Annotated in this window: 23 protein-coding genes; 9 read left to right on the forward strand and 14 right to left on the reverse strand. The window is 65.8% G+C overall.

What is annotated here, in order from left to right:
- Window positions 1–136: 136 nt before the first annotated feature.
- Window positions 137–871, forward strand: a complete 735-nt coding sequence (locus LH407_RS06625) for a hypothetical protein (protein ID WP_322134777.1) — start codon at window positions 137–139, stop codon at window positions 869–871.
- On the opposite strand, the gene LH407_RS06630 is transcribed toward LH407_RS06625, so the two are convergent.
- Both LH407_RS06630 and LH407_RS06635 read right to left on the reverse strand, forming a co-directional pair.
- Entirely contained in the window at window positions 851–1,177 is a 327-nt protein-coding gene (locus tag LH407_RS06630) for a chorismate mutase (RefSeq protein ID WP_322134776.1), read from the reverse strand. The genes LH407_RS06625 and LH407_RS06630 overlap by 21 nt on opposite strands.
- Window positions 1,174–1,803, reverse strand: a complete 630-nt coding sequence (locus LH407_RS06635; protein WP_322134775.1) for a GNAT family N-acetyltransferase — start codon at window positions 1,801–1,803, stop codon at window positions 1,174–1,176. Before LH407_RS06635 ends, LH407_RS06630 begins: the two co-directional genes overlap by 4 nt.
- Before the next feature lie 17 nt (window positions 1,804–1,820).
- Here LH407_RS06635 and LH407_RS06640 point away from each other — a divergent pair, with 17 nt between their 5' ends.
- The gene (locus LH407_RS06640) at window positions 1,821–2,435 is read left to right on the forward strand and encodes a hypothetical protein (protein ID WP_322134774.1); all 615 of its coding nucleotides are present in this window, start codon (window positions 1,821–1,823) and stop codon (window positions 2,433–2,435) included.
- 1 nt (window position 2,436) lies between these two features.
- On the opposite strand, the gene LH407_RS06645 is transcribed toward LH407_RS06640, so the two are convergent.
- Both LH407_RS06645 and LH407_RS06650 read right to left on the reverse strand, forming a co-directional pair.
- On the reverse strand, window positions 2,437–3,723 hold the full coding sequence (locus LH407_RS06645) for an adenylosuccinate synthase (protein ID WP_322134773.1): 1,287 nt from the start codon (window positions 3,721–3,723) through the stop codon (window positions 2,437–2,439).
- 59 nt (window positions 3,724–3,782) lie between these two features.
- Window positions 3,783–4,418 (reverse strand): TrmH family RNA methyltransferase, encoded by a 636-nt coding sequence (locus LH407_RS06650; RefSeq protein ID WP_322134772.1) that lies wholly within the window; start codon window positions 4,416–4,418, stop codon window positions 3,783–3,785.
- 48 nt (window positions 4,419–4,466) lie between these two features.
- Here LH407_RS06650 and LH407_RS06655 point away from each other — a divergent pair, with 48 nt between their 5' ends.
- On the forward strand, window positions 4,467–5,321 hold the full coding sequence (locus LH407_RS06655; protein ID WP_322134771.1) for a DNA-methyltransferase: 855 nt from the start codon (window positions 4,467–4,469) through the stop codon (window positions 5,319–5,321).
- A 19-nt stretch (window positions 5,322–5,340) separates the two neighbouring features.
- Window positions 5,341–6,138, forward strand: a complete 798-nt coding sequence (locus LH407_RS06660) for an HAD-IIA family hydrolase (protein ID WP_322134770.1) — start codon at window positions 5,341–5,343, stop codon at window positions 6,136–6,138.
- A 23-nt stretch (window positions 6,139–6,161) separates the two neighbouring features.
- Here LH407_RS06660 and LH407_RS06665 read toward each other — a convergent pair whose 3' ends face one another.
- Both LH407_RS06665 and pyrE read right to left on the reverse strand, forming a co-directional pair.
- Complete coding sequence (locus LH407_RS06665) at window positions 6,162–7,421, reverse strand: hypothetical protein (RefSeq protein WP_322134769.1); 1,260 nt, start codon at window positions 7,419–7,421, stop codon at window positions 6,162–6,164.
- Window positions 7,418–7,969: an orotate phosphoribosyltransferase gene (gene pyrE / locus LH407_RS06670; RefSeq protein WP_322134768.1), complete on the reverse strand. Its 552-nt coding sequence runs from the start codon at window positions 7,967–7,969 to the stop codon at window positions 7,418–7,420. The genes LH407_RS06665 and pyrE overlap by 4 nt, the downstream gene beginning before the upstream one ends.
- Window positions 7,970–8,049: 80 nt before the next feature.
- Here pyrE and LH407_RS06675 point away from each other — a divergent pair, with 80 nt between their 5' ends.
- The 4 genes from LH407_RS06675 to LH407_RS06690 all read left to right on the forward strand — a co-directional run bounded on the left by LH407_RS06675 (window position 8,050) and on the right by LH407_RS06690 (window position 12,118).
- Window positions 8,050–8,886: an exodeoxyribonuclease III gene (locus LH407_RS06675; RefSeq protein ID WP_322134767.1), complete on the forward strand. Its 837-nt coding sequence runs from the start codon at window positions 8,050–8,052 to the stop codon at window positions 8,884–8,886.
- A 30-nt stretch (window positions 8,887–8,916) separates the two neighbouring features.
- A complete protein-coding gene (locus tag LH407_RS06680; protein ID WP_322134766.1) occupies window positions 8,917–9,558 on the forward strand; it encodes a GntR family transcriptional regulator in 642 nt (213 codons plus the stop codon).
- A gap of 117 nt (window positions 9,559–9,675) precedes the next feature.
- A complete protein-coding gene (locus LH407_RS06685) occupies window positions 9,676–11,058 on the forward strand; it encodes a DUF6421 family protein (protein ID WP_322134765.1) in 1,383 nt (460 codons plus the stop codon).
- Window positions 11,059–11,062: 4 nt separating this feature from the next.
- On the forward strand, window positions 11,063–12,118 hold the full coding sequence (locus LH407_RS06690; RefSeq protein ID WP_322134764.1) for a threonine aldolase family protein: 1,056 nt from the start codon (window positions 11,063–11,065) through the stop codon (window positions 12,116–12,118).
- A 66-nt stretch (window positions 12,119–12,184) separates the two neighbouring features.
- On the opposite strand, the gene LH407_RS06695 is transcribed toward LH407_RS06690, so the two are convergent.
- Together LH407_RS06695 and LH407_RS06700 are read right to left on the reverse strand one after the other, a co-directional pair.
- A complete protein-coding gene (locus LH407_RS06695; RefSeq protein ID WP_322134763.1) occupies window positions 12,185–13,234 on the reverse strand; it encodes a zinc-dependent alcohol dehydrogenase family protein in 1,050 nt (349 codons plus the stop codon).
- A gap of 9 nt (window positions 13,235–13,243) precedes the next feature.
- Complete coding sequence (locus tag LH407_RS06700; RefSeq protein ID WP_322134762.1) at window positions 13,244–14,167, reverse strand: hypothetical protein; 924 nt, start codon at window positions 14,165–14,167, stop codon at window positions 13,244–13,246.
- A 110-nt stretch (window positions 14,168–14,277) separates the two neighbouring features.
- Here LH407_RS06700 and acs point away from each other — a divergent pair, with 110 nt between their 5' ends.
- Window positions 14,278–16,263 (forward strand): acetate--CoA ligase, encoded by a 1,986-nt coding sequence (gene acs / locus LH407_RS06705; RefSeq protein WP_322134761.1) that lies wholly within the window; start codon window positions 14,278–14,280, stop codon window positions 16,261–16,263.
- A 153-nt stretch (window positions 16,264–16,416) separates the two neighbouring features.
- Here the strand turns inward: acs and LH407_RS06710 are convergent, their stop codons facing one another.
- The 6 genes from LH407_RS06710 to dnaK form a co-directional block, all read right to left on the reverse strand.
- A complete protein-coding gene (locus LH407_RS06710) occupies window positions 16,417–18,570 on the reverse strand; it encodes an ATP-dependent Clp protease ATP-binding subunit (RefSeq protein ID WP_322134760.1) in 2,154 nt (717 codons plus the stop codon).
- A gap of 64 nt (window positions 18,571–18,634) precedes the next feature.
- Entirely contained in the window at window positions 18,635–19,771 is a 1,137-nt protein-coding gene (locus tag LH407_RS06715; protein WP_322134759.1) for a class I SAM-dependent methyltransferase, read from the reverse strand.
- Between the two features lie 60 nt (window positions 19,772–19,831).
- On the reverse strand, window positions 19,832–20,248 hold the full coding sequence (locus LH407_RS06720; RefSeq protein WP_322134758.1) for a heat shock protein transcriptional repressor HspR: 417 nt from the start codon (window positions 20,246–20,248) through the stop codon (window positions 19,832–19,834).
- Window positions 20,248–21,192, reverse strand: a complete 945-nt coding sequence (locus LH407_RS06725; protein ID WP_322134757.1) for a DnaJ C-terminal domain-containing protein — start codon at window positions 21,190–21,192, stop codon at window positions 20,248–20,250. The genes LH407_RS06720 and LH407_RS06725 overlap by 1 nt, the downstream gene beginning before the upstream one ends.
- Window positions 21,193–21,201: 9 nt before the next feature.
- A complete protein-coding gene (locus LH407_RS06730) occupies window positions 21,202–21,816 on the reverse strand; it encodes a nucleotide exchange factor GrpE (protein ID WP_322134756.1) in 615 nt (204 codons plus the stop codon).
- A 2-nt stretch (window positions 21,817–21,818) separates the two neighbouring features.
- Window positions 21,819–23,672: a molecular chaperone DnaK gene (dnaK, locus tag LH407_RS06735; RefSeq protein WP_322134755.1), complete on the reverse strand. Its 1,854-nt coding sequence runs from the start codon at window positions 23,670–23,672 to the stop codon at window positions 21,819–21,821.
- Window positions 23,673–23,730 lie beyond the last annotated feature (58 nt).

Below are 23,730 nucleotides of genomic sequence, written 5' to 3' on the forward strand. Positions count from 1 at the left end.
CCAAATTGTCGAAACCCGCTCATTCTTACTCGGATTCCGGCGAAATTTCTTGTCGGTGACGCTCTCGCGTACCTCTCTTCCCCAATGAGAGGGAGAAACCGCGTCATGATGACGCGGTTTTGCCCTCTTCTTTGTGATGAGTATTTCCGAGCCAGCAGCCGCACCCGGCAGCGCTCCGTTTCTCGCCGAACAATGGCGAGCTCGAGCGATGTCGGGTGGTTGGCTGCACCCGGACGATTGGCACGGTGCTGCGGTGAGCGCCATGGTCCGCGCCGTCATCGACGACGAAGGTCTCGCGGAGGCCTCGGCCGAACTTGGCGCCGAGCGCGCCTCCCGTGGTGTCGGTCTCACGGAAGGTCTCGACGACCTCGCTGCCCTCTTCAGCGTCGCGTCTCGACCAGCCCCTCCGTTTCACATCGTAAAGGCGTTCTCAGAAGCCTGGGTGGATGTCTCCACAGCCGCCATCCTCGCTCGGGGCGCGACCGATTCACTCACGGGGTTGAGGACGTCGGATTACCTCGAGGCGCGCTTGGTCGAGGTCTACTCGGCCCAGCGGGCTACCGGCATCCCGGCATCCGAATCGCACACAATGATCGTTGTCTCGGGCGACCGGTTGACCGGCTGGAAGCGAGTGCTCCGCAGCTGCGCGATCGCCCGCATTGTGTCGGAGGTTCTGTCATCGGGCGAGACGAACGTGATCCTGCGGTCGGGCACGATCGTCAGCATCGTGGGCGCCGCGAGTGCGCTCGAGCACTCCATCCGTATTCGCCATCGCCTGCTCGTTGTCGATGACGCCGAGGAGGTCACGGTCGAACTTCGCGAACTCCCCGATGACTACGAGTCCGCTGTTCTAGCTCTCGTCGACCTCTGACGCGCGCGTCGCGACAGAACCGGTGGCGATGGACTCGTGATGATGGATGACCTCGGCCACGATGAAGTTCAGGAACTTCTCCGCGAAAGCCGGGTCCAGATGGGACTGCTCGGCGAGCGCACGCAGTCGAGCGACTTGCACGGCTTCACGGTCCGGATCGGATGCGGGCAGGCCCGTCGCGGCCTTCAAAACGCCAACCTGCTGAGTGAACTTGAATCGTTCGGCGAGCAGATGCACGAGAGCGGCGTCGATGTTGTCGATGCTCTGGCGCAGGGAGGCGAGTTCCGGGGGCGGCGTCTGGCTCATGGGGCCAATCTACCTTTCGTCGCTGACGCCTCGATCGCATCGAGGCGCGCGATGAGCCCACGCCGCACGTCCGGCCACTCGTCGTTGAGGATCGAGTACACCGCTGCGTCTCGCCAGGTTCCATCGGCGCGCACCTGATCGCGTCGAACGATCCCCTCGAATTGCGCGCCGAGTTTGGTGATCGCTCCGCGCGACCGCGTGTTGAGGGCATCCGCCTGGAGCTTCACCCGCCCGAATCCGTTGTCGAAGGCCTCGGAGAGGATGAGGAGCTTGGCCTCGGGGTTGACGGCCGTGCCCCAGACATCCGGAGCCCACGCGGTCCAGCCGAGGTGGGCGCTCTCCCGCACTTCGTCGAAATCGCCGAGGGTGGACGTGCCCACGAGACGCCCGTCGACGAGGCGAACTGCATAGACGTTGTTGCGGTCCAGCGCGTAGTAGCTGTCGGCGAACTCGGTGAAGCCGTCGAGCGTTGGTCGATAGCCCGCCGGGCCTCCCCCGTAGCCGCCAGCAAAGACCTCCGGGGTGCTGATCGCGGCGAATAGCTCCGGATAGAGTTGCCGCGTCAACGGTTCTAGACGGATGAAACGACCGTCGATAACGCGGGGTTGGGGGCGCACGGCTACCATCCCGCTATCCTCGCACCGTGAAGAACTCTTGGCTTTCGTTGCCCGTGACCCGAGTGCTCGGTGCGGCTCTGTCGTGGTTTGGTTTCACACTCGCATTTGGCCTGCTCTACCAGGTGGCACTCGCTGTCATCGCGCTCGGAGGGTATTGCGCCAGTGGCGGGCCCTACTCGATCGAGGTGGAGTGCCCAGAGAACGTTGTGCTCTTCGCCCCGACGAGCATCTTCGGTGGCCTCATCGCCGTCGGGGTGAACCTTTTCGTCTCCCGCGGATTCGGGGCGCAGCTCTCCGCGTGGGCGTGGGCAATCCTGTTCGTGGGGCTGAGCATCCCGTTCGCGTTCGGCGGCGGGGTGAGCAACTGGTTCATCTGCGTTCTCTTCGCCGTCATGGGCCTGGCCCCACTCGTACTCGAACTCCGCGCCAACGCGCCACGCGTGTTCATCGGCACTCGGACGGCTGGCGGGGATGCATTCGCATTTCGTCACGGCGATCGCCGCAGCATCATGTCGATGAGCGCGCCGGCCGACGGTACCGTCACGCCGGGCCTCGGGCACGTGCTCGCGGGTGTTGGCGTGCCACTCGTTTCGGGCGCACTCGGTGTGTTCGTCGCGATCGCGTGGTTCCGCGCGGCCTAACTCAGCCGAGCAGGTCGTGGCGCACGACGATGGCGTCGCGCTGCGGCCCGACACCGATCGCAGAGATGCGGGCGCCGCTCATCGCTTCGAGTGCGAGCACGTAGTCCTGCGCGTTCTTCGGCAGGTCGTCAAAGCTGCGCGCACCGGAGATGTCCTCCGCCCACCCCGGGAACTCCTCGTAGATGGGGACGGCGTGGTGGAAGTCGGTCTGGTTGACCGGCACCTCGTCGAAGCGAACTCCGCCGACGTCGTAGGCGACACACACGGGAATACGTTCGAGCCCGGTGAGAATGTCGAGCTTGGTGAGCACGTAATCGGTGACGCCATTGATTCGGGCCGAGTAACGGGCGATCGGTGCGTCGTACCAACCGGTGCGCCGAGGTCGACCCGTGGTCGTTCCGAATTCGAAACCGCGCGTGCGAAGCCACTCGCCCCACTCGTCGTGGAGCTCTGTGGGGAAGGGACCAGCACCGACACGCGTGACGTACGCCTTCGCGATGCCGATGACACGATCGATGCGATTCGGTGCGACTCCCGATCCGGTCGCAGCTCCGCCGCTCGTCGAGTTCGACGACGTGACGAACGGGTACGTGCCGTGGTCGACGTCGAGCATGGTTGCCTGTCCACCCTCGAAGACCACTGTCTTGCCGGCATCCAGCGCCTGATTGAGCAGCAGTCCTGTGTCGGCGACCATCGGTCGAAGACGGTCGGCGTACGAGAGCAGGTCGTCCACGACCTCGTCGACCGCGATCGCGCGGCGGTTGTAGATCTTCACGAGGAGGTGGTTCTTCTGGTGCAGAGCACCTTCCACCTTCTGGCGCAGGATGTTCTCGTCGAACAGATCCTGGATACGGATGCCCACACGGTTGATCTTGTCTGCGTAGGCCGGGCCAATGCCTCGCCCCGTCGTTCCGATCTGGCGCTTGCCGAGGAACCGCTCCGTGACCTTGTCGAGGGTGCGGTGGTACTGCGTGATGACGTGTGCGTTCGCGCTGACGACGAGCTTCGAGACATCCAGCCCCCGGCTGGTGAGAGCACTCAGCTCGTCGAAGAGCACTTCGATGTCGACGACGACGCCGTTGCCGATCACCGGCACCACACCGTCGGTGAGAATTCCGGACGGCAGGAGATGCAGCGCGTACTTCTGGTCGCCGATGACGACGGTGTGGCCTGCGTTGTTGCCGCCGTTGAACTTGACGACGTAGTCGATTCGGTCGGCGAGGAGGTCCGTCGCCTTTCCCTTACCCTCGTCGCCCCATTGGGCGCCGATGATGACGATGGCGGGCATGGGTTTTCTCCCTGCTAGGTGATGGCACGACGCACCGGGTCGCGCGGGGGGATTACACCTCAGTCTACGGGAAGGGCGTGCTGGCGGACCCAGGCGTGCATGACGATCGCAGCGGCCGCGGATGCGTTGATGCTGCGTGTCGACCCGTACTGGGTGATCTCAACCGCGAGATCGGACGCGGCGAGCGCCTCGGGGGTGAGACCGGGACCCTCCTGACCGAAGAGGAGCACACACGCCTCCGGCAGCTCGGTCCGTTCGATCGGCACGCTGCCCTTGAGGTTATCGACGGCGACGATGGGCAGGTCTCGCTCTTTCGCCCATGCGACGAAGTCGGCAATCTCGGGGTGGTGCAGCACGTGCTGGTAACGATCGGTGACCATCGCACCACGCCTGTTCCAGCGTCGGCGGCCGATGATGTGCACCGTATCGGCGAGGAATGCGTTTGCGGTACGCACGATCGACCCGATGTTGAGATCGTGCTGCCAGTTCTCGATCGCGACGTGGAAAGTGTGACGACGCGTGTCCAGATCGGCGACGATCGCCTCCATGGTCCAGTAGCGGTACTGGTCGACCACGTTGCGTGTGTCGCCGCGCCGGAGCAGTTCCGGATCGTAGCGGGGGTCATCCGGCCACTCGCCCTGCCATGGCCCCACCCCGTGGGTGCTGAGCTCGGGGGTCGGGTTGTCGTCGGCCACGCGTCGAGCTTACGCACGCGGTATGCCCCGCGCTGTTAATCTCGGGGGATGCTCGAACCGTGGTCGCCCGATGGCCAGAGTCGTGTCATCCTGGGCGACAACCTCGAGGTCGTGCGCGAGCTGCCGGATGCCAGCTTCCGCCTCATCTACCTGGACCCTCCGTTCAATACGGGCAGAACCCAATCGCGCCAGAGCATCACGACAACACGAAACCCGAACGGAGGGCGGACGGGCTTCAAGGGTCTTCAGTACGACACCGTGAAGGGCACGCTGTACGGCTACGACGATCGCTTCGCAGACTATTGGGAGTTTCTCGAGCCGCGCCTGGCGGAGGCGTGGCGACTACTCGACGAGAAAGGCACCCTCTACCTGCACCTCGACTTCCGGGAAGCGCACTACGCAAAGGTTGCTCTCGACGCGCTGTTCGGGAGGGAGTGCTTTCTCAACGAGATCATCTGGGCCTACGACTACGGGGCCCGCGCAACTCGTAAGTGGCCGGCCAAACACGACACGATCCTCGTCTACGTGAAGAACCCCACATTGTACTACTTCGACAACGAGAGCGTCGACCGCGAACCGTACATGGCCCCCGGTCTCGTCACCGCTGAGAAGGCCGCGCGCGGCAAACTGCCGACCGACGTGTGGTGGCACACGATCGTGTCGCCCATGGGGCGCGAGAAGACGGGATACGCCACCCAGAAACCGGAGGGAATCCTTCGGCGTATCGTGCAGGCCTCAAGTGCTCCGGGCGATTGGGTTCTGGACTTCTTCGCGGGCAGTGGGACGACGGGAGCCGTGGCATCCGCCCTCGAGCGACGGTTTGTGCTCGTGGACGCCAATCCCGACGCGATTGCGATCATGCGCGGTCGGCTACCCGCGCAGACCCAGTTCATCGGTGGCTAGCCCCGCTACCATGGGCCGCATGGCTAACCGCAGCGAGATCGAGTGCTGGCTGACCGACATGGACGGCGTTCTCGTCCACGAGAACAACCCCATCCCCGGGGCCGCAGAACTGCTTCAGCAGTGGCGCGATGAGGGCAAGCCCTACCTCGTGCTCACCAACAACTCGATCTTCACACCGCGCGATCTGAGTGCCCGACTGAAGGCGTCGGGACTTGTTGTGCCCGAGGAATCCATCTGGACTTCAGCGCTCGCGACCGCCGACTTCTTGAAGTCGCAGAAACCGGGCGGTAGCGCTTTTGTCATCGGAGAAGCCGGTATCACGACGGCCCTCCACGAGGCTGGCTTCATCATGACCGAGACCGATCCGGACTACGTGGTGATCGGCGAGACCCGCAATTACTCATTCGAGGCGATCACCAAGGCCATCCGCCTGATCGGCGACGGCTCCCGTTTTATTGTCACGAACCCGGATGCCACGGGCCCGAGCGCCGACGGACCGCTCCCCGCCACCGGCGCCGTCGCCGCCCTCATCACCAAGGCCACGGGCAAAGAGCCGTACGTTGTTGGCAAGCCGAACCCGATGATGTTCCGTTCTGCGATGAATAAGATCGGTGCCCACTCGGAGAACACCGGCATGATCGGCGATCGGATGGACACCGACATCGTCGCTGGCATCGAGGCCGGTCTCCACACGATTCTCGTGCTCACGGGTATCAGCGACCAGGCGGAGATCAACCGCTATCCGTTCCGACCGGACGAGATCCTCACGTCGGTTGCTGAACTCGTCTCGGCCGAACCGATCGAGTCAGAAGCCTAAGCAACGGCCGGGCCCGAGCACCTCTAGGACGTCGGCTGCGGCTGCGCGATCGAACCCGGGAGGTCAGCCCCCGTCGAGCGATTGACGAAGCAGAAGAAAGTGCGATTGCCGCTGTCCCACTCTGCGGAGTCCACGGCAAAACTCGCGGAGATCTGGATGTCCTGCGCACTGCCGGCGACGCCGTAGTTGATGACCGTGGGATCGGCGCACAGCGTGCCGACGCGCGTGGCGAGCGCCTCGAACCCCGGGTACGCGGTTCCGGTGGAGTCCTCGAACTGGCCGCGCAGCACCAGCTGGGCTGGATGTGCGGTGCCGCAATCGACGACCGTGTAGTTCTCCTGCCACGCCGATTCGAACGGCGCGAGGCACTCGCCGCCGAGCAGTTCGTCCCACGCGTATGTTCCGGGCGGGAGAGGACCGATGGGAGGGGCGGTGGGGGTGGGGGTGGACGTTGGGGTCGGGGTCGGCGTGGGCTCGGCTGTCGGGGTTCCGCCGAGGCGCTGTCCGAGAAGGAACAGTGCCACCAGCGCGAGCACCGCAACGAGACCGCCCGCGACCCAGAGGAGGGTCATCTGGTGTTTCTCGAGAGGAGCCCACTGGCTCGGACGCGCGGGCGGTGGCGGCGCGGTGGGCGGAGTACCGCGAACCTCGGTGTACTCCTGAAACTGCCCGTCGCCGAACAGGTCGTCGATGGGGGTTTGAGGGTTCGATTCCCCCTCGGGGCCGTCCAGCCCGATGAGCTCCGCCTCGATGACCTCGGTGATGCCTTCGAGGGCGGGGTCGATCGGCCTGGCCTGCCACGGTTCCCACGGGCGCGGTTCGAGTTCCTGGCTCGGCATCGCCTGGGTCGGCACGTCGTAGACGGGCATGGCTTCGGTTGGCGGCGGCTCGGCCGGAGGGTTCGGAGTGCCGGGGAGGGTGGCATCCGGGGGCGGAGGTGCGGATGCGGGGGGCACGGCTGGCTCGGGCGCAGCGGGTTGCTCGGGTGCCGGTGCATCCGGAACCTCGGGGGGTGGCTCCTGGGGCGGGGTGAGACCCCACGAGAACTGGCTCGTCGGAACTCCGAGGGACTCCGTTGTCGGCGGCACGATCGGGGTGGTCGGCGGCGATGACACGACCGCCGGAGGAATGAGCGGCGGAGGCGGAGCGGGCTCACTTGTTGATTCCGGAGCAGGGGGCGAAGCGTCCGAAACCGGGATGCTCGTCGTCTCGAACTGGCTCGCGAGCCAGTCACTGCCGTCGACCGGCTCCTCCCCCTCTGGTTTGTCTTTGTCGCTCGTCATCGAGGCAGCCCGAGGTCGTCGAGTCCTATCGCGGCGAAGTACGGGTAGCCTTCGGCTTCGATGCGCTCGCGCGCGCCGGTGCTGCGATCGACGACAACCGCGACGGCGGCGATCTCCGCCCCCACCTTCTTGAGCGCCTCGATAGCGGCCAGCGGCGAGCCGCCAGTCGTCGAGGTGTCCTCGAGCACGATGACACGCTTGCCGGCAAGGTCGGGGCCTTCTACCTGCTTGCCGCGGCCGTGGTCCTTGGGCTCCTTGCGCACCACAAAGGCGTCGTACGAGAATCCGCGCGCGGCACCCTGGTGGAGGATCGCGGACGCGATGGGATCGGCACCCATCGTCATGCCACCGACGGCCGAGACATCCGGAACATCCTTGATGAGGTCGAGCATGACCTGGCCGATGAGCGGTGCGACGCGGTGATCGAGGCTGACCTTGCGCAAATCGACGTAGTAGGTCGCCTTTTTTCCGCTCGTGAGCGTGAAGTCGCCGTGGAAGACGGCGTCGGCGGAGATGAAGTCGATGAGCTGCTGCTTGGCGTCGGTCACGGCAGAAAGCCTACTGAGTGTCTCTGGGGACGCAGGAGCTCGGGCCGGAACCGTCGGTACGACGCAGTACCGTGGAGGCCATGCGTGTAGCCACCTGGAACGTCAACTCGATCCGCAGTCGCGTCGGCCGGGTGGTGGATTGGCTCGTGCGCGAAGACGTCGACGTGCTGGCCATGCAGGAGATCAAGTGCACGGAGGCGCAATTCCCGTTCGCCGCATTCGAAGAGGCCGGGTACGAGGTCGAACTGCACGGTCTCAACCAGTGGAACGGTGTCGCGATCGCGAGCCGGCTGCCGATCGAGGATGTCGCCGTCGGCTTCGAGGGTGCACCGGGATTCGGCAAGCCGCTCGACGATGGCACGCTGCCCCTCGAGGCTCGCGCCCTCGGTGCGACGGTCAACGGTGTTCGCCTCTGGAGCCTGTACGTCCCCAATGGCCGCGAGCTCGACAACCCGCACTATCCGTACAAGCTCGAGTGGCTCGCGGCGCTCGCCGCAGACACGCGTGCGTGGATCGCCGCCAACCCCGAGCAGCCGCTCGCTCTCATGGGGGACTTCAACATCGCACCCTTCGACCACGACGTGTGGGACATCCGGGTCTTCGCCGGAAAGACCCACGTGAGCCAGCCCGAGCGTGATGCCTTCGCCGCGCTCGAGGCGGCGGGGCTCACGGATGCCGTGCGCTCCCGCGGCATTGAGGGCTACACGTACTGGGACTACCAGCAGCTTCGTTTCCCGCGCAATGAGGGCATGAGGATCGATTTCATCCTGGGCTCCCCCGCCTTCGATGACCTCGTGACGGCGGCCCGCATCGACCGCGACGAGCGTAAGGGCGACGCGCCGAGCGATCATGTTCCCGTCGTTGTCGACCTCGACCTCGAGACCGAGGATGACGACGACCGGCCGATGTTCCTCTGAGCCGGAGCACCCCCGATTTACACTGGTGGAATGAGCACCACTCAGCCCAAAATCTCGTCGAGTCCGGTGGTCACCCGTGTGGTGGACCAGCTCCTCGCCGAGATGATGAGCGGAGAGCTCGCCCCCGGTCAGCACATCAGCGATACGGAACTCGCGGCGCGCTTCGGGGTGTCGCGCACTCCCGTACGGGAGGCGCTGCAGAGGCTTCGCGATGTCGGCTTGGTTGAGGCATCCGCGAGCCGCTTCACTCGAGTCGCCGAAGTTTCACCGGACCTCACTGACCAGGCTTACACGGTGTGGAAGGCCCTCTACGCGGTTCTGCTCGAGGAAACCATTCCCGTTGTCGGGGAGGAGACGGTCGCGCTCATGGTGCGCGACCGGGACGAATTCGTTGCTGCGCTACCCACGGTGGATGGGCAACGCCTAGCGACGGCGAACTTTCAGTTCGTCACTCGTCTGCATTCGGTCTCGACGAATGCGGTACTCGTTCGATCACTGGTGTCGGTTGTGCACATCGTGCGCCTGGGGAGCCTTTACCTACCCAGCCCGCTCGATCTCGGCAGTCTCGGAGAGGCGCAGGAACTCCTCATCGACGCCGCCCGCCGCAATGACGTGGGTCGGGCGCGGGAGGCCATGGACGTGCTGGCGTCCATCCAAGTTCCCCGCTCCTAGCGAGAAGCTGCGCCATTCGCGCACGAGACGCAACTTTGCACCGCAAAGTGCAACCAAACGCCGGGATCGCGCGCCTAGCCTCGAATCAATGACCTATTCGAGGATCGGAGGTGACCCATGTCGCGCAACCAGCAGGCCGTACTAGGAGAACCCGAGGTACTCGAGGACGAGGTCACCGGCGCGTGGCTCGACATCAAGAGGGCAGCATCCGAGCTCCGCACGCTGCAGTCGCATGACGGCAGCATCGAGGATGCAACAGCCCACCCCCGCGCGGCGGCCCTCGTCGCCCGCATCCGCGCCGCCCTGCCGACGTTCTCGGCTGCGCTCCCCCACGACGCGGACTACCTGGCCGCGCTCGATACCGACTTCGCGCGCTGGTCGGATGAAGGCTTCGGCGTTCCCGACTTCCTCGATTCGCTCGTGGCGTTCCAGCCGCAGCAGCACCGCGTCAACGGTCTGCGCCACCTCGTGGTGTTTCCGATGTACACCCAGAACGGGTCATCCGATCGCCTCGTCGAGGCCGTGTTCGTCGAGGTGATCTGGCCGGAGTTCGTCGCCGAGCTGGAAGCCGGGCCGTACTCGAACGCGCTGTTCGTGCCGATTCGGTTCATCGATTTCACCGAGGGGTACGACACCAACTCTGCGGTGCTCTTCCCGGAGACGGTAGCGATGAGGTCGATCCCGACCTTCACCTGGGGAGCGATCTTTGCCGATCGCGAAGCCGCACGGTTCCGTCGGGTGGTGAGGGGGGCATCCGAGATCACCAAACTCGAGCTGCCAGAGGACGCCAAGCGCCTGCTCGACGACCAGCGCGTCGCCGAGGAGACGTTCGTGATGTGGGATCTCATCCACGATCGCACCCACATGCGCGGCGACCTGCCGTTCGACCCGTTCATGATCAAGCAGCGGATGCCGTACTTCTTGTACTCGCTCGAAGAGCTGCGCTGCGATCTCACCGCCTTCCGCGAGGCCGTGCGACTCGTGCGGGATGAGAGCACGGACGAGCTGACCCGCGACCGGGCCCGCCTTGTGCAGTACGCCGTGATCTTCGACCGCATCTTCCGCTTCGCGATCACGGGAACCCGTGTGCGCAATTACGACGGGCTCGGCGGTCAGCTGCTGTTCGCGTGGCTGCACCAGCACCACGTGCTGCACTGGACCGATACGGCGCTCGCGATCGACTGGGACCAGGTGCCCGACGTTGTGGTGGCGCTCTCCGACGCGATCGACGAGCTGTACTGGGAGTCGATCGACCGACCCAAGGTCGCGCACTGGCTTGCCGCCTACGATCTCGTCGCCGGCACGCTCACACCGCACCCTGCATCTCGGTGGGCGCGGGGGCTTCCGGATGATGTGCTCGCGGGTCTCCCCAAGGGCTACACGGATGCCGTGCTCGACGACGAGTTCCCCCTGTCGATGTTCTACGAGGCGCTGTCCAAGAAGATGGCCGACGTGATCGAGTCGACCAAGGGGATCACGCCGGCCATGCTGCAAGACTGAGGCCATGACGCGACTGCACGATCCGAATTATCGCGGGTTCGCGAGTGACAATTACGCTAGTGCCCACCCGGCCGTTCTCGACGCCCTCGTCGAGGCCAACGGCGGGCACCAGATCGCCTACGGCGAAGACGTGTACACCGCGCGACTCCAGGAAGTCATGCGTGGGCACTTCGGGCCCACCGCGGAGGCGTGGCCCGTGTTCAACGGCACGGGCGCGAACGTCACGGCGCTCACGAGCGTGCTGCCGCGGTGGGGCGCGGTCATCGCGACGTCGACCGCCCACATCCACACCGACGAGAACGCGGCACCCGAGCGGGTGTCTGGGCTCAAGCTGCTCACGGTGGACACCCCCGACGGCAAGCTCACCCCCGAACTCATCGCCTCCGAGGCGTGGGGCTGGGGCGACGAGCATCGTGCCCAGCCGCTCGCTGTGAGCATCACGCAGACCACCGAACTCGGCACCCTGTACACACCGGACGAGGTGCGCGCGATCGCCGACTACGCGCACGAGCGCGGCATGGTGCTGCACATGGACGGAGCACGGATCTCAAACGCAGCGGCCGCGTTGGGAACGGGGTTCGGTGAGTTCACGTCCGAGGTTGGCGTGGATATCCTCAGCTTCGGGGGGACCAAGAACGGGCTCGTGTTCGGGGAAGCCATCGTGGTGCTTAGTGCCGCGGCATCCGACGGCCTCGTGTACTTGCGCAAGCTCAACATGCAGCTCGCGTCGAAGATGCGGTTCGTCTCGGCGCAGCTCATCGCGTTGCTCGAGGGCGACCTGTGGCTGCGGTCGGCGTCGCACGCGAACGCGATGGCGGCGCGACTGCGGTCGGCGTTGGAGGATGCTGCGCTGCCGGGCCTGGAGTTCACGCAAGCGACGCAGGCCAACGCCGTGTTCGCGACACTCCCTCCGGGGGCCGCCGACCGGTTGCGCGAGAAGTTCCGTTTCTACGACTGGGACCCGGCACGCGGCGAGGTGCGCTGGATGACCGCGTGGGACACCGCGGAGGCAGACATCGATGCGTTCGTGGCCGCGGTTACGGCGGAGCTGCGGGCCTAGGGTCCGCGAGCTGACGCGATCCGACCTACCCAGGCCGATTATCGAACGGAATGCGTCAGCTCGACGCTACGGACGCAGGAGCACCTTGGTGGCGCGGCGCTCATCCATCGCAGCGTAGGCCTCGGCGGCCTCCGACAGCGGAAGCTCCAGGTCGAAGACGCGACCCGGGTTGAGCGTGCCGTCGAGCACCTCGGGCAGCAGCTCCTCGATGTAGTTGCGCACGGGGGCGACGCCGCCGTTCGCGCCCACATTGGTGCCGAACATCGTCTGGATCGGCAGTTCAGCACCGCCGTTCGGAACGCCGACGTACCCGACCATGCCGCCGGGCCGCGCCGAGCGCAGCGCCTGGTCCATGGACTCTGCGGTCCCGACGCACTCGAGCACACAGTCCGGCCCGACACCGTCGAACAGCTCCTTGATTTGCTTGATGCCCTCGGCGCCCCGCTCCTCCACGATGTCGGTTGCACCGAACTCACGAGCGATCGCCTGGCGGTCGGCGTGCCGCGACATGGCGACGATGCGGGATGCCCCGAGCCGCTTCGCGGCAAGCACCGCGCACAGCCCGACGGCCCCGTCGCCGACGACAACCACGGTGCTGCCCGCGCCCACGCCGGCGGACACCGCCGCGTGGTGACCCGTGCCCATGACATCCGCGAGTGTCAGGAGGCTCGGAATGAGGTCGGGTGCGGGCATCCCGGGGGTCGCCACGAGCGTGCCATCGGCGAGCGGAACCCGAACGATCTCACCCTGCGCGCCGTCGACAAAGTCGCCGTTGCGGTCGGGTGCGCCCCACCAACCGCCGTGCAGGCAGCTCGTGCTCACGCCGTGGCGGCAGTTGATGCACGTCATGTCGCACCAGTAGAAGGGGGCGATCACGAAGTCCCCCGGCTTCACGGCCGTAACCTCGTCGCCGACCTGCTCGACGATGCCGACAAACTCGTGCCCGATGCGCCGCGGTTTCGTTGTCGGGGTCACCCCGCGGTAGGGCCACAGGTCGGAGCCGCACACGCACGCGGCGCTCACACGCACGATCGCGTCGGTGGGCTTCACGAGTGTCGGGTCGGGCACCTCTTCGCTGCGGATGTCGTGCGGGGCGTGGATGACGGTAGCGCGCATGGGTTCAGGCTACGCCTGGTCCGTAAGCGCCTCGACTGCCTCACTAAAGCGCCCACTGACGTTGATGGCTAGACCACCTTCCGTATTCACCGAACTGATCCGGTCGAGCGCGCCATCCTTCCAGAAGTAAATGTGTGGCGAGATTGGTCCAATCCCGTCAGAGAATCCCAGATTGGTGAACCTCAGCACGTCATTGACGGATCCGATTGAAGCTACGTTCTTGAGAACGTGGAAGACGAGTTGGTGTCGGTGTGGGACTCCAATCACCACGCCCAGCGGGGCAAGCTCACCGAGTCTCTCCATGAACTCGTCAAGGTCGAGGACTCGACTGGCTGTGAAAGGTGAATCGCCCATGAGGACGCTGAAGGATCCGCCCGGAGTCTCCACGGTCTGGATTTCACCCCAAGGCTCACGCGACAGCCCCGCGCGGGCCGCCCCCCACATGCTGTCGGGTGAGAATCGCTGGGCCTGTTCGTCCGTCAAGGATGCGTACGTGTCGGGATAGTCGAGCATGATGACTTCGACAAGATCGTCAGCGACGCGTCGAGCGTATGAGTAGTTTCTCAAGGCTTCCGGTGGAGCAAACTCTGCGGGCATGAGCCTAGAACGCATCATCGACAACAGTTGATCGTCCCCGGGCACGTCGGTCATCTGTGTCAGGGAAGCAACCATCGTTCCCACATGGTGACGTACGGTTGCGTCCCAATCCTCCCGCGGCAACTGCCGAAGTCGCGCTGCAATGTTGTACAGCCCGAACTCGGCACCCCGCTCATCGCGGACGTAATCGGCGAACACGGCGAGCGGTCCTCGACTCGAGGGCCACGCGGCGATGAAGAGATTGCGAAGCACCTCAGCTTCGTCGTCCGAAAGGGGAAGACCCGAGGTCCCCGACTCGCCTTCGCGTTGCGTTTTCTTTCGCCACGGCATCTTCATTGCAGATTTCCTCTCAGTTCTGAGCGAATGGTATCCGTAGGATGCCTGGTGTGTTTCAGCGGATGACGGCGCGAGCCGATCTCGGAGGGGCATTCGCATAGCGTTGAGTCGTGACATCCGCCCCCTTCAACGAACTGCTCGTCGAGACCCGCAGCTTCCCGCCGCCCGCGCATTTTGCAGAGAACGCGAATGTGCCGGCGGATGTGTGGGAGCGTGCGGCCGCCGACCCCGTCGCGTTCTGGGAGGAGGCGGCATCCCGTCTCACGTGGGCGACCCCGTGGACGACTGCGCACACGTGGCAGCCAGCGGCGGGGCCCGACGGCCTTCGACCGCCCGCGGCGGAGTGGTTTTCGGATGGCACACTCAACGTCGCCGTCAACTGCGTCGATCGCCACGTTGACGCCGGACTCGGTGACAAGGTCGCGTACTACTTCGAGGGCGAGGGCGGCGACCGCCGCGCCCTCACCTTCGCGGACCTGCAGCGCGAGGTGAGCAAGGCCGCCAACGCACTGGAGGCGCTCGGCGTGACCAAGGGCGACCGCGTGGTCATCTACCTTCCGGTCATTCCCGAGACGGTGATCATCACACTCGCGGTCGCGCGCATCGGGGCCATCCACTCGCTCGTCTTCGGGGGTTTTTCGGCCGAGGCCCTGCGGTTCCGTGTCGAAGACACGGGCGCCAAGCTCGTCGTCACGAGTGACGGGCAGTTCCGTCGCGGCAAGGCTGTGCCGGTCAAGCAGAACGCGGATGCCGCGGTCGAAGGCCTCGACCATGTCGAGCACGTTCTCGTGGTTCGTCGCACCGGCGACGACGTCACGCTCACCGAGGGACGCGACGTGTGGTGGCACGACATCGTCGACACGCAGCCCGAGACACACGAGGCGCAGGCCTTCCCCGCCGAGACCCCGCTGTTCATCATCTACACCTCCGGCACCACGGGTAAACCGAAGGGCCTCGTGCACACCTCGGGCGGTTACCTCACGCAGGCGAGCTGGACCCACTGGGCGGCCTTTGACGCGAAGGACGACGACGTGCACTGGTGCACGGCCGACCTCGCGTGGGTCACCGCCCACACGTACGAGTTGTACGGACCGCTCTCGAATGCGACGACCCAGGTCATCTACGAGGGCACCCCCGACACCCCGAACCGCACGCGGCACCTCGAGATCATCGAGCGCTACGGCGTCACCACGTATTACACGGCCCCGACCCTCGTGCGCACGTTCATGACGTGGTTCCCGGAGGGGCTGCCGGACGGGTTCGATCTGTCGAGCATCCGGTTGCTCGGTTCTGTTGGTGAGTCGATCAATCCGGCCGCGTGGATCTGGTTCCGCGAGCAGTTCGGTGCAGGCACCGGACCCGTGATCGATACATGGTGGCAGTCCGAGACCGGCGCCGCGATGATGGCGCCCATCCCCGCGTGGACGACCATCAAGCCCGGTTCGGCCACTCGGGCCCTGCCCGGGTTGAAGACCCTCGTCGTTGACGACGAGGGCGAGCCCGTGCCCCCGGGCGCCGGCGGCTACCTCGTAATCGAAGGAACCTGGCCCTCAATGGCGCGCACCGTGTGGGGCAACCCGCAGCGCTACCTCGACTCGTACTGGGCGCGCTTCGCCGATCGCGGCTACTTCTTCTCCGGCGACGGCGCCAAGGCCGACGCCGACGGTGACATCTGGTTGCTCGGTCGCGTCGATGACGTCATCAACGTCTCCGGACACCGACTGTCGACCATCGAGATCGAGTCCGCGCTCGTTGCGCACCCCCTCGTCGGCGAAGCGGGGGTCACGGGAGCCGACGATGCAACGACGGGTGAGGCGATCGTCGCGTTTGTGCTTCCGGCAACGGATGCCCCGGCCGAGACCCTCGCACAGGAGCTCCGCAACCACGTGGCATCCGCCATCGGGCCGATCGCCAAACCGCGCGAGATCCACGTCGTGCAGGACCTGCCGAAAACCCGCTCCGGCAAGATCATGCGCCGCCTGCTCCGCGACATCGTGGATGGGCGACCGCTCGGCGATACGACGTCACTGCAGGACCCGACGGGCCCGGAGCGTATCGCGGCGGTGGTGGCGGCATCCGCGCGCGCTGGAGCATAGAGCGAAGGCCATTTCTGGCCTTCGCCGCGACGCCAGCGCCGCTGCCCGTCCCGGGCAGCGGATCACTCTCGCTAAGGTTCGCCGTACTCGCGGCTGTTTGAACACCCGCGCCACGCGCAAACCTCCGCGCGCGATGCGTCGCTCAGCGACGTCCTACTCGCCGAGGCGCGTTACCGAGAGGCCGTCGCCGTCGTTGGCCACCGTCACGTAGACCGTTTCGCCGTCGCGGATCTCGCCCGAGAGCAGCGCACGCGCAAGCTTGTCGTCGATCTCGCGCTGCATGAGGCGTCGCAGCGGTCGCGCACCGTACACGGGGTCGTACCCACGCTCCGCCAGCCAGTAACGGGCATCGGGGGTTACCGCGAGTTCGAGCCTGCGGTCGGCGAGGCGACGCGTGAGCCGGTCAATGTACAACTCGACGATTTGCGACAGGTCGTCGGTCGACAGGGGCGCGAACACCACGATGTCGTCGAGACGATTCACGAACTCGGGCTTGAACGCCTGGCGCACCAGGTCGTTCACGGCCTGCTCTCGCTGCTCCCACGGCAGCGACTGGTCGGTGATGAACTGGCTTCCGAGGTTCGACGTGAGGATGAGGATGACGTTGCGGAAGTCGACCGTACGCCCCTGCCCGTCGGTGAGGCGGCCATCATCCAGAACCTGCAGCAAAACGTCGAAGACTTCCGGATGCGCCTTCTCGACCTCGTCCAGGAGGATCACCGAGTACGGCCGACGCCGCACAGCCTCCGTCAACTGTCCGCCCTGCTCGTAGCCGATGTACCCGGGAGGGGCACCGACGAGTCGCGACACCGAGAACTTCTCGCCGTACTCGCTCATGTCGATACGCACGAGGGCCTTCTCGTCGTCGAACAGGTACTCCGCGAGCGCCTTCGCGAGTTCGGTTTTGCCCACACCGGTCGGGCCGAGAAACAGGAACGAGCCCGTCGGACGATCGGGGTCGGAGATCCCGGCACGAGTGCGACGCACGGCCTCGGAGACGGCGGCGACGGCATCCTTCTGTCCGATGAGTCGCTTGCCGAGCTCGGCCTCGAGGTGCAGCAGCTTCTCGGTCTCGCCCTGCGTGAGCTTGTCAACGGGAACTCCGGTCCACGCAGCGACAACCGCGGCGATGTCCTCCTCGGTCACCTGGTCGTTGACCATACGCTCCCCGATCGGCTCCGCCTGCTCGGCCTCCGCGAGCGCCTTCTCGATGCGCGGGATCGTCTCGTAGTTGAGCTTCGACGCCTTCTGGTAGTCGCCCTCGCGCATGGCGCGGTCGAGCTCGATGCGAGCGTCGTTGAGCTGCGTTTTGAGGTCGCCCACTCCCGTGAGCGACGCCTTCTCGGCGCGCCAGCGCGACTCGAGTTCCTCGAGCTCCTTGCCGCGAGCGGCGAGATCCTCGCGCAGCTTTTCGAGGCGGGCCTTGGATGCCTCGTCCTTTTCCTTCTTGAGTGCGAGCTCCTCGATCCGGAGTCGGTCCACCGCACGCTTCAGCTGGTCGATCTCGACGGGGCTGGAGTCGATCTCCATCTTCAGTCGGGATGCTGCCTCGTCGATGAGGTCGATGGCCTTGTCGGGGAGTTTGCGTCCGGAGATGTAGCGATTGCTCAGGGTCGCCGCCGCGACGAGTGCGGAGTCCGCAATCGAGACCTTGTGGTGTGCCTCGTAGCGCTCCTTCAGGCCACGCAGGATCGCGACGGTGTCCTCGACCGAGGGCTCGCCGACAAAAACCTGCTGGAAGCGGCGCTCGAGGGCTGCGTCCTTCTCGATGTACTGCCGGTACTCGTCGAGAGTGGTCGCACCGATGAGACGCAGTTCACCGCGAGCGAGCATGGGCTTGAGCATGTTCGCCGCGGCCACGGATCCTTCACCACCACCGGCACCCATGAGGGTGTGTAGCTCGTCGATGAACGTGATGATCTGACCGTCGGAGTCGTTGATCTCCTTGAGAACGGCCTTCAGCCGCTCCTCGAACTCACCGCGGTACTTGGCGCCTGCGACGAGAGCCGCAAGGTCGAGGGCGATGAGGGTCTTGTCCTTGAGGGAGTCGGCGACATCGCCCGCGACGATGCGCTGGGCGAGTCCCTCGACGACGGCGGTCTTACCGACGCCTGGCTCTCCGATGAGGACGGGGTTGTTTTTGGTGCGGCGCGTGAGCACCTGACTGACCCGGCGAATTTCCGAGTCCCGGCCGATGACCGGGTCGAGCTTGCCGCTGCGGGCGATGTCGGTGAGGTTCACGCCGTACTGCTCGAGGGCAGACTTCTGCTCCTCATCGGTGCCGGGGGCACCTTGCATGTTGGCCATGGGGCGTGCCTTTCCAAAACTTGAGTGGGTTCGACTCAAGTTTAGCGCTTTAGGCGTGAGAGTGCTAGGGGTGCGGGACGAGCGAAGCCGTCACCGTGAACTTCGGAGTGCGCGACACCTGACGAGTCGCCCCCACCACGCGCTCGAGCTCCGCTCGGTAACTGAGGTGCGAGTTGTACACCGTCCACAACTCGCCACCGGGGCGCAGGACGCGGGCCGCAGCCTCGAAGAGCTTCGAGGCGATACCGGTGTGCACGGCACCCGCGGAGTGGAACGGCGGGTTGAGGAGCACGAGATCGATGCTGTTCGCGTCCACGGTCGAGGCCGCGTCGTCCCGCAGCGCGGTGACGTTGGTGAGGCCGTTGAGGGATGCGTTGTCGCGCACCGCGTCGATCGCTGCTGCCGAGACATCCGTCGCCAGCACGCGAGTGTGGGGTCGGTCACGGGCGATCGTGAGTGCCAGGATGCCCGAGCCGGAGCCCAGATCGAGCACATCCACCGCGCGCGGCATCGCGTCATTCAGCACCGCGAGCATCGCGCGGGTACCGATGTCGAGGCGGCCCTGGGCGAAAACCCCGGGCGCCTCAGCCAAGTGAATGCCGGAGTCGGTTGTGTCGGCCGGGCCACCCACCGACCCGCGACAGGTCGAGTAGATCGGGTCTGACGCCACGAGCACACGTGACTTCTGGCGCGCGTGGGTCACATCCAGCCGGCCGAAATGCCTGCCGAGCACCTCGTTCATGCGGGGCGTCATGTGTTTGATGCGACCGCCGGCGAACACCGTGTCGACCCCCGCGTTCGCGAGGCGCCACGCAACATCGTCGACGCGGTCGAGCGAACGCGGCAGCTGCCAGAGCACAACAGATGCGCTCAGGTCGTCGGCCAACGAGACATTGCGGTGGTCGGAACGCCAGTCACCCGCGTTGGCGGCAAGCGCACGCTCGGCCACGACCGAATCCTGGAGCACCCGCACGTCGTGTGCTCCGAGCGCGATGGCGCCGAGCGTAAGGGCGCCGTAGTTGTCGTCGACGACCAGCACACCGTTGGGGTTGGCCGCGATCGCCTCGGCAGCGGTGTCGAGGATGAGGCGGTCCGAGGCATCCACCGCGAACAAGTTCGGTGCCTCGACGTCGGGCCACCGACGTAACCCCTCGAGCGCTATCCCAAATGCAGGAGATTCGGGCCGATCAGCCTCGGTCATGCGAATCCCAGGCCCATCGCGACGGGGTCTCCTGTATTTGGGATGACGGCGGGGCGCACGTCACCCGCGGCTGAGGGGCCGCCACACGACGACCTGGTTGGGCTTCTCGGTGCGGGCGCCCGCTCGCAGTGACACAACATCACCCGCGGAACCCGCAGCAAAGACGCGCCGACCCGGGCGGTTCAGCAATTCCTCTGCTAGCGCGTGCTCGAGCTCCCGCACCCGCTCCGACAGGGTTCGCACCTGGTCCTCGAGTTCGAGGATGCGGCGGATGCCCTCCAGGTTCAACCCCTCGGCGGAGAGCGCCGCGATCTCCCGAAGCTGCGCGACATCCCGCATCGAGTACCGGCGAGACTGCCCCGCCGTGCGCGTGGGGCTCACGAGCCCAAGCCGGTCGTACTGCCGCAGAGTCTGCGGGTGCATGCCCGCCAACTCTGCAGCTGCCGCGATCGCGAAGACCGGAGTGTCCAGATCCATCAGGTCTTCGCCTTCTGGAGCAGGTCGCCGCGCGGGTTCTCCTTCGGCATCGACTCGTCGAACTTACGGAGGAGTTCGGCCGCCTCATCCGTAAGCCTGGAAGGAACCGCGATCTCGACCTCGGCGAGGAGGTCACCGGTGCCCTTGGCGGAGGTCACTCCGCGCCCCTTGACGCGAAGAATCCGGCCATTGGGGGTACCGGGAGCGACCTTGAGCTTGACGGGGTCGCCGCCGAGGGTCGGCACCTCGATGGTCGCACCGAGAGCCGCCTCGACGAAGGTCACCGGAACGGTGACCCGCAGGTTGAGGCCGTCACGCTGGAACACCGGATGCTCGCGCACCGCAACCGTGAGCACCAGGTCGCCGGCCGGCCCGCCGTTGGGGCTCGGCTCGCCTTTGCCCTTGAGCTTGATCTTCTGGCCGTCCGCGACACCGGCGGGAATTTTCACCGTGATCGGGTTTCCGCCAGCCGCCTGCAGCTTGATCGTCTCGCCCTTGATGGCGGTAACGAAGTCGAGTGTGGTCGCCGCCGTGATGTCCCGCCCGGGAGTCGGGCCCTGACGGAAGCCCTGGCCACCGCCGAACATGCCCCCCAGGAGGTCCTCAAAGCTCGCGCCCTGGAACCCGCCACGCTGTTGCTGCCCGAACATGCCTCCGAAGACGTCCTCGAAGTTGCCGGGCTGGCCGCCCGCCGTGAAGCGGGCGCCAGAACCCATGGCGCGGATCTGGTCGTACTCGCGACGAAGCTCCGGGTCGGAGAGCACCGAGTTGGCCTCGCTGATCTCCTTGAACTTCGCCTCGGCGGCCGCATTTCCCGGGTTGGAGTCCGGGTGGTACTGCCGCGCGAGCTTGCGGTAGGTCTTCTTCAGCTCCGCTTCGCTGACGTCTTTGGAGACGCCGAGCACGGCATAGAAGTCCTTATCGAACCAGTCTTGACTTGCCACTGATGTGTCCTACTCTGCGGGTACCGCGACGGCCACTTTCGCCGGCCGCAGGAGACGGTCGCCCAGGATGTACCCGACCTCGATCACGTCCGCGATCTGGTTCTCGGTCACGCCAGGAGTCGGCAGCTGGACGACGGCCTCGTGGAACGCGGGGTCAAAAGCCTCGCCCTTCTCGCCGACGGCCTTGATGCCGTACTTGTCGAAGGCCGCCCGCAGTTTCTGAGCGATGAGGGTCACGGGTGCGCCCTCCACCAGGTCACCGTGCGCTTCGGCTCGCGCCAAGTCGTCGATGGTTGGCAGGAGGGACCGGAACACCTCGGCGATCACCGCTTCGCGGTTGGCCGCGCGATCCCGCTCGACACGAGTGCGAAAGTTCACGAGCTCCGCCTGAGCACGCAACATGTCGTTGCGCATCTCGGCAACGAGGTCGCGTTCCGCCTCGTCGAGGAGGGCCTGGTCCTCAGGGCTCAGGCCCTCCTCGACGGGAGCGTCGGACGGGTCGGATGCCGCGGCATCCGTGTCCTCGGCAGGCTCGCGAACATCGCCGGTCTCCGGGTCGATCCTCCGCTTGTCGCGGATGATGGGCTCGTCCCGCTGGTCGTCGTTGTTCTCGTTGTCGGCCATCGTTACTTCTTGTCGTCCTCGTCGTCCACGACCTCGGCGTCGACGATGTCCTCGTCGTTGCCTGCAGCGGCGGCGGGCTCCTCGGTCTCCGCGGCGGGCTGCTCGCCCTGTGCGGAGTAGATCGCCTCGCCGAGCTTGGTCTGGCTCTCGGTCAGCTTGTCGAACGCGGTCTTGACCGCGGCGTCGTCGTCACCGGCGAGCGCCGTCTTGAGCGCGTCGACGTCAGCCTGAACCTCGGTCTTGACGTCGTCTGGCAGCTTGTCCTCGTTGTCCTTGATGAGCTTCTCGGTCGAGTACGCGAGCTGCTCCGCCGTGTTGCGGGTCTCGGCCGCCTCGCGGCGCGCCTTGTCCTCGGCAGCGTGCTCTTCGCCCTCGCGCACCATCCGCTCGATGTCCTCCTTGGAGAGGGCCGAGCCACCGGTGATCGTCATCGACTGCTCCTTGCCGGTGCCCTTGTCCTTGGCGGACACGTGCACGATGCCGTTCGCGTCGATGTCGAAAGTGACCTCGATCTGCGGGATGCCGCGCGGTGCGGGGGCGATACCCGTGAGCTCGAAGGTGCCCAGGTTCTTGTTGTCGCGTGTGAAGTCGCGCTCGCCCTGGAACACCTGGATGGCCACCGACGGCTGGTTGTCGTCCGCGGTCGTGAAGGTCTCACTGCGCTTGGTCGGGATGGCCGTGTTGCGCTCGATGAGCTTGGTCATGATGCCGCCCTTGGTCTCGATTCCGAGACTCAGCGGGGTGACGTCGATGAGCAGAACGTCCTTACGCTCACCCTTGAGAACACCGGCCTGGAGGGCCGCGCCGACGGCGACGACTTCGTCAGGGTTGACGCCCTTGTTAGGCTCCTTGCCACCCGTGAGCTTCTTGACGAGCTCGGTCACGGCAGGCATACGCGTCGATCCACCGACGAGCACAACGTGGTCGATGTCGCCGACCTTGATACCCGCCTCCTTGATGACATCCTCGAACGGCTTCTTGGTGCGGTCGAGAAGGTCGCTGGTCATCGACTCAAACTGCGCGCGGCTGAGGGTCTCGTCGAGGTTGGCCGGGCCGTTCTCGGTGAGGCTGAGGTACGGCAGCTGGATGGTCGTGCTCGTCTGCGACGAGAGCTCCTTCTTCGCCTGCTCCGCGGCCTCCTTGAGGCGCTGCTTGGCGATCTTGTCGCCGGAAACGTCGACACCGGTCGTCGCCTTGAACTGCTTGATGAGCCAGTCAACGATGCGCTGGTCCCAGTCGTCACCACCGAGGCGGTTATCGCCGGCGGTCGCGCGCACCTGGATCGTGGAGAAGTCGTCGTCCTTGCCCACCTCGAGGAGGGAGACGTCGAAGGTTCCACCACCGAGGTCGAAGACGAGGATGAGCTCGTCTTCCTTGCCCTTGTCGAGGCCGTACGCGAGTGCGGCTGCGGTGGGCTCGTTGATGATGCGCAGCACGTTCAGGCCCGCGATCTCGCCGGCCTCCTTCGTGGCCTGGCGCTCGGAGTCGTTGAAGTACGCGGGAACGGTGATGACGGCATCCGTCACCGGCTCACCCAGGTACTGCTCTGCGTCGCGCTTGAGCTTCGCCAGGATGCGCGCGGAGATCTCCTGCGCGGTGTACTTCTTGCCGTCTACGTCGACCTTCCAGTCGGTGCCCATGTGGCGCTTGACGGAGGCGATGGTGCGGTCGACGTTGGTGACGGCCTGGCGCTTCGCGGTCTCACCGACGAGCACCTCTCCGTCTTTGGTGAAGGCCACGACCGACGGGGTCGTGCGGAATCCCTCGGCGTTCGCGATGACGGTGGGCTCCCCACCTTCGAGAACGGCCACCACCGAGTTGGTGGTTCCGAGGTCGATACCTACTGCTCGAGCCATGTGCTCATATCTCCTTGTTGTTGTTGCTGAGGTCTGTCTCGCACGCTCGCGAAAACCT

The sequence above is a fragment of the Antiquaquibacter oligotrophicus genome, from assembly GCF_020535405.1.
Taxonomy (GTDB): Bacteria; Actinomycetota; Actinomycetes; order Actinomycetales; family Microbacteriaceae; genus Rhodoglobus; species Rhodoglobus oligotrophicus.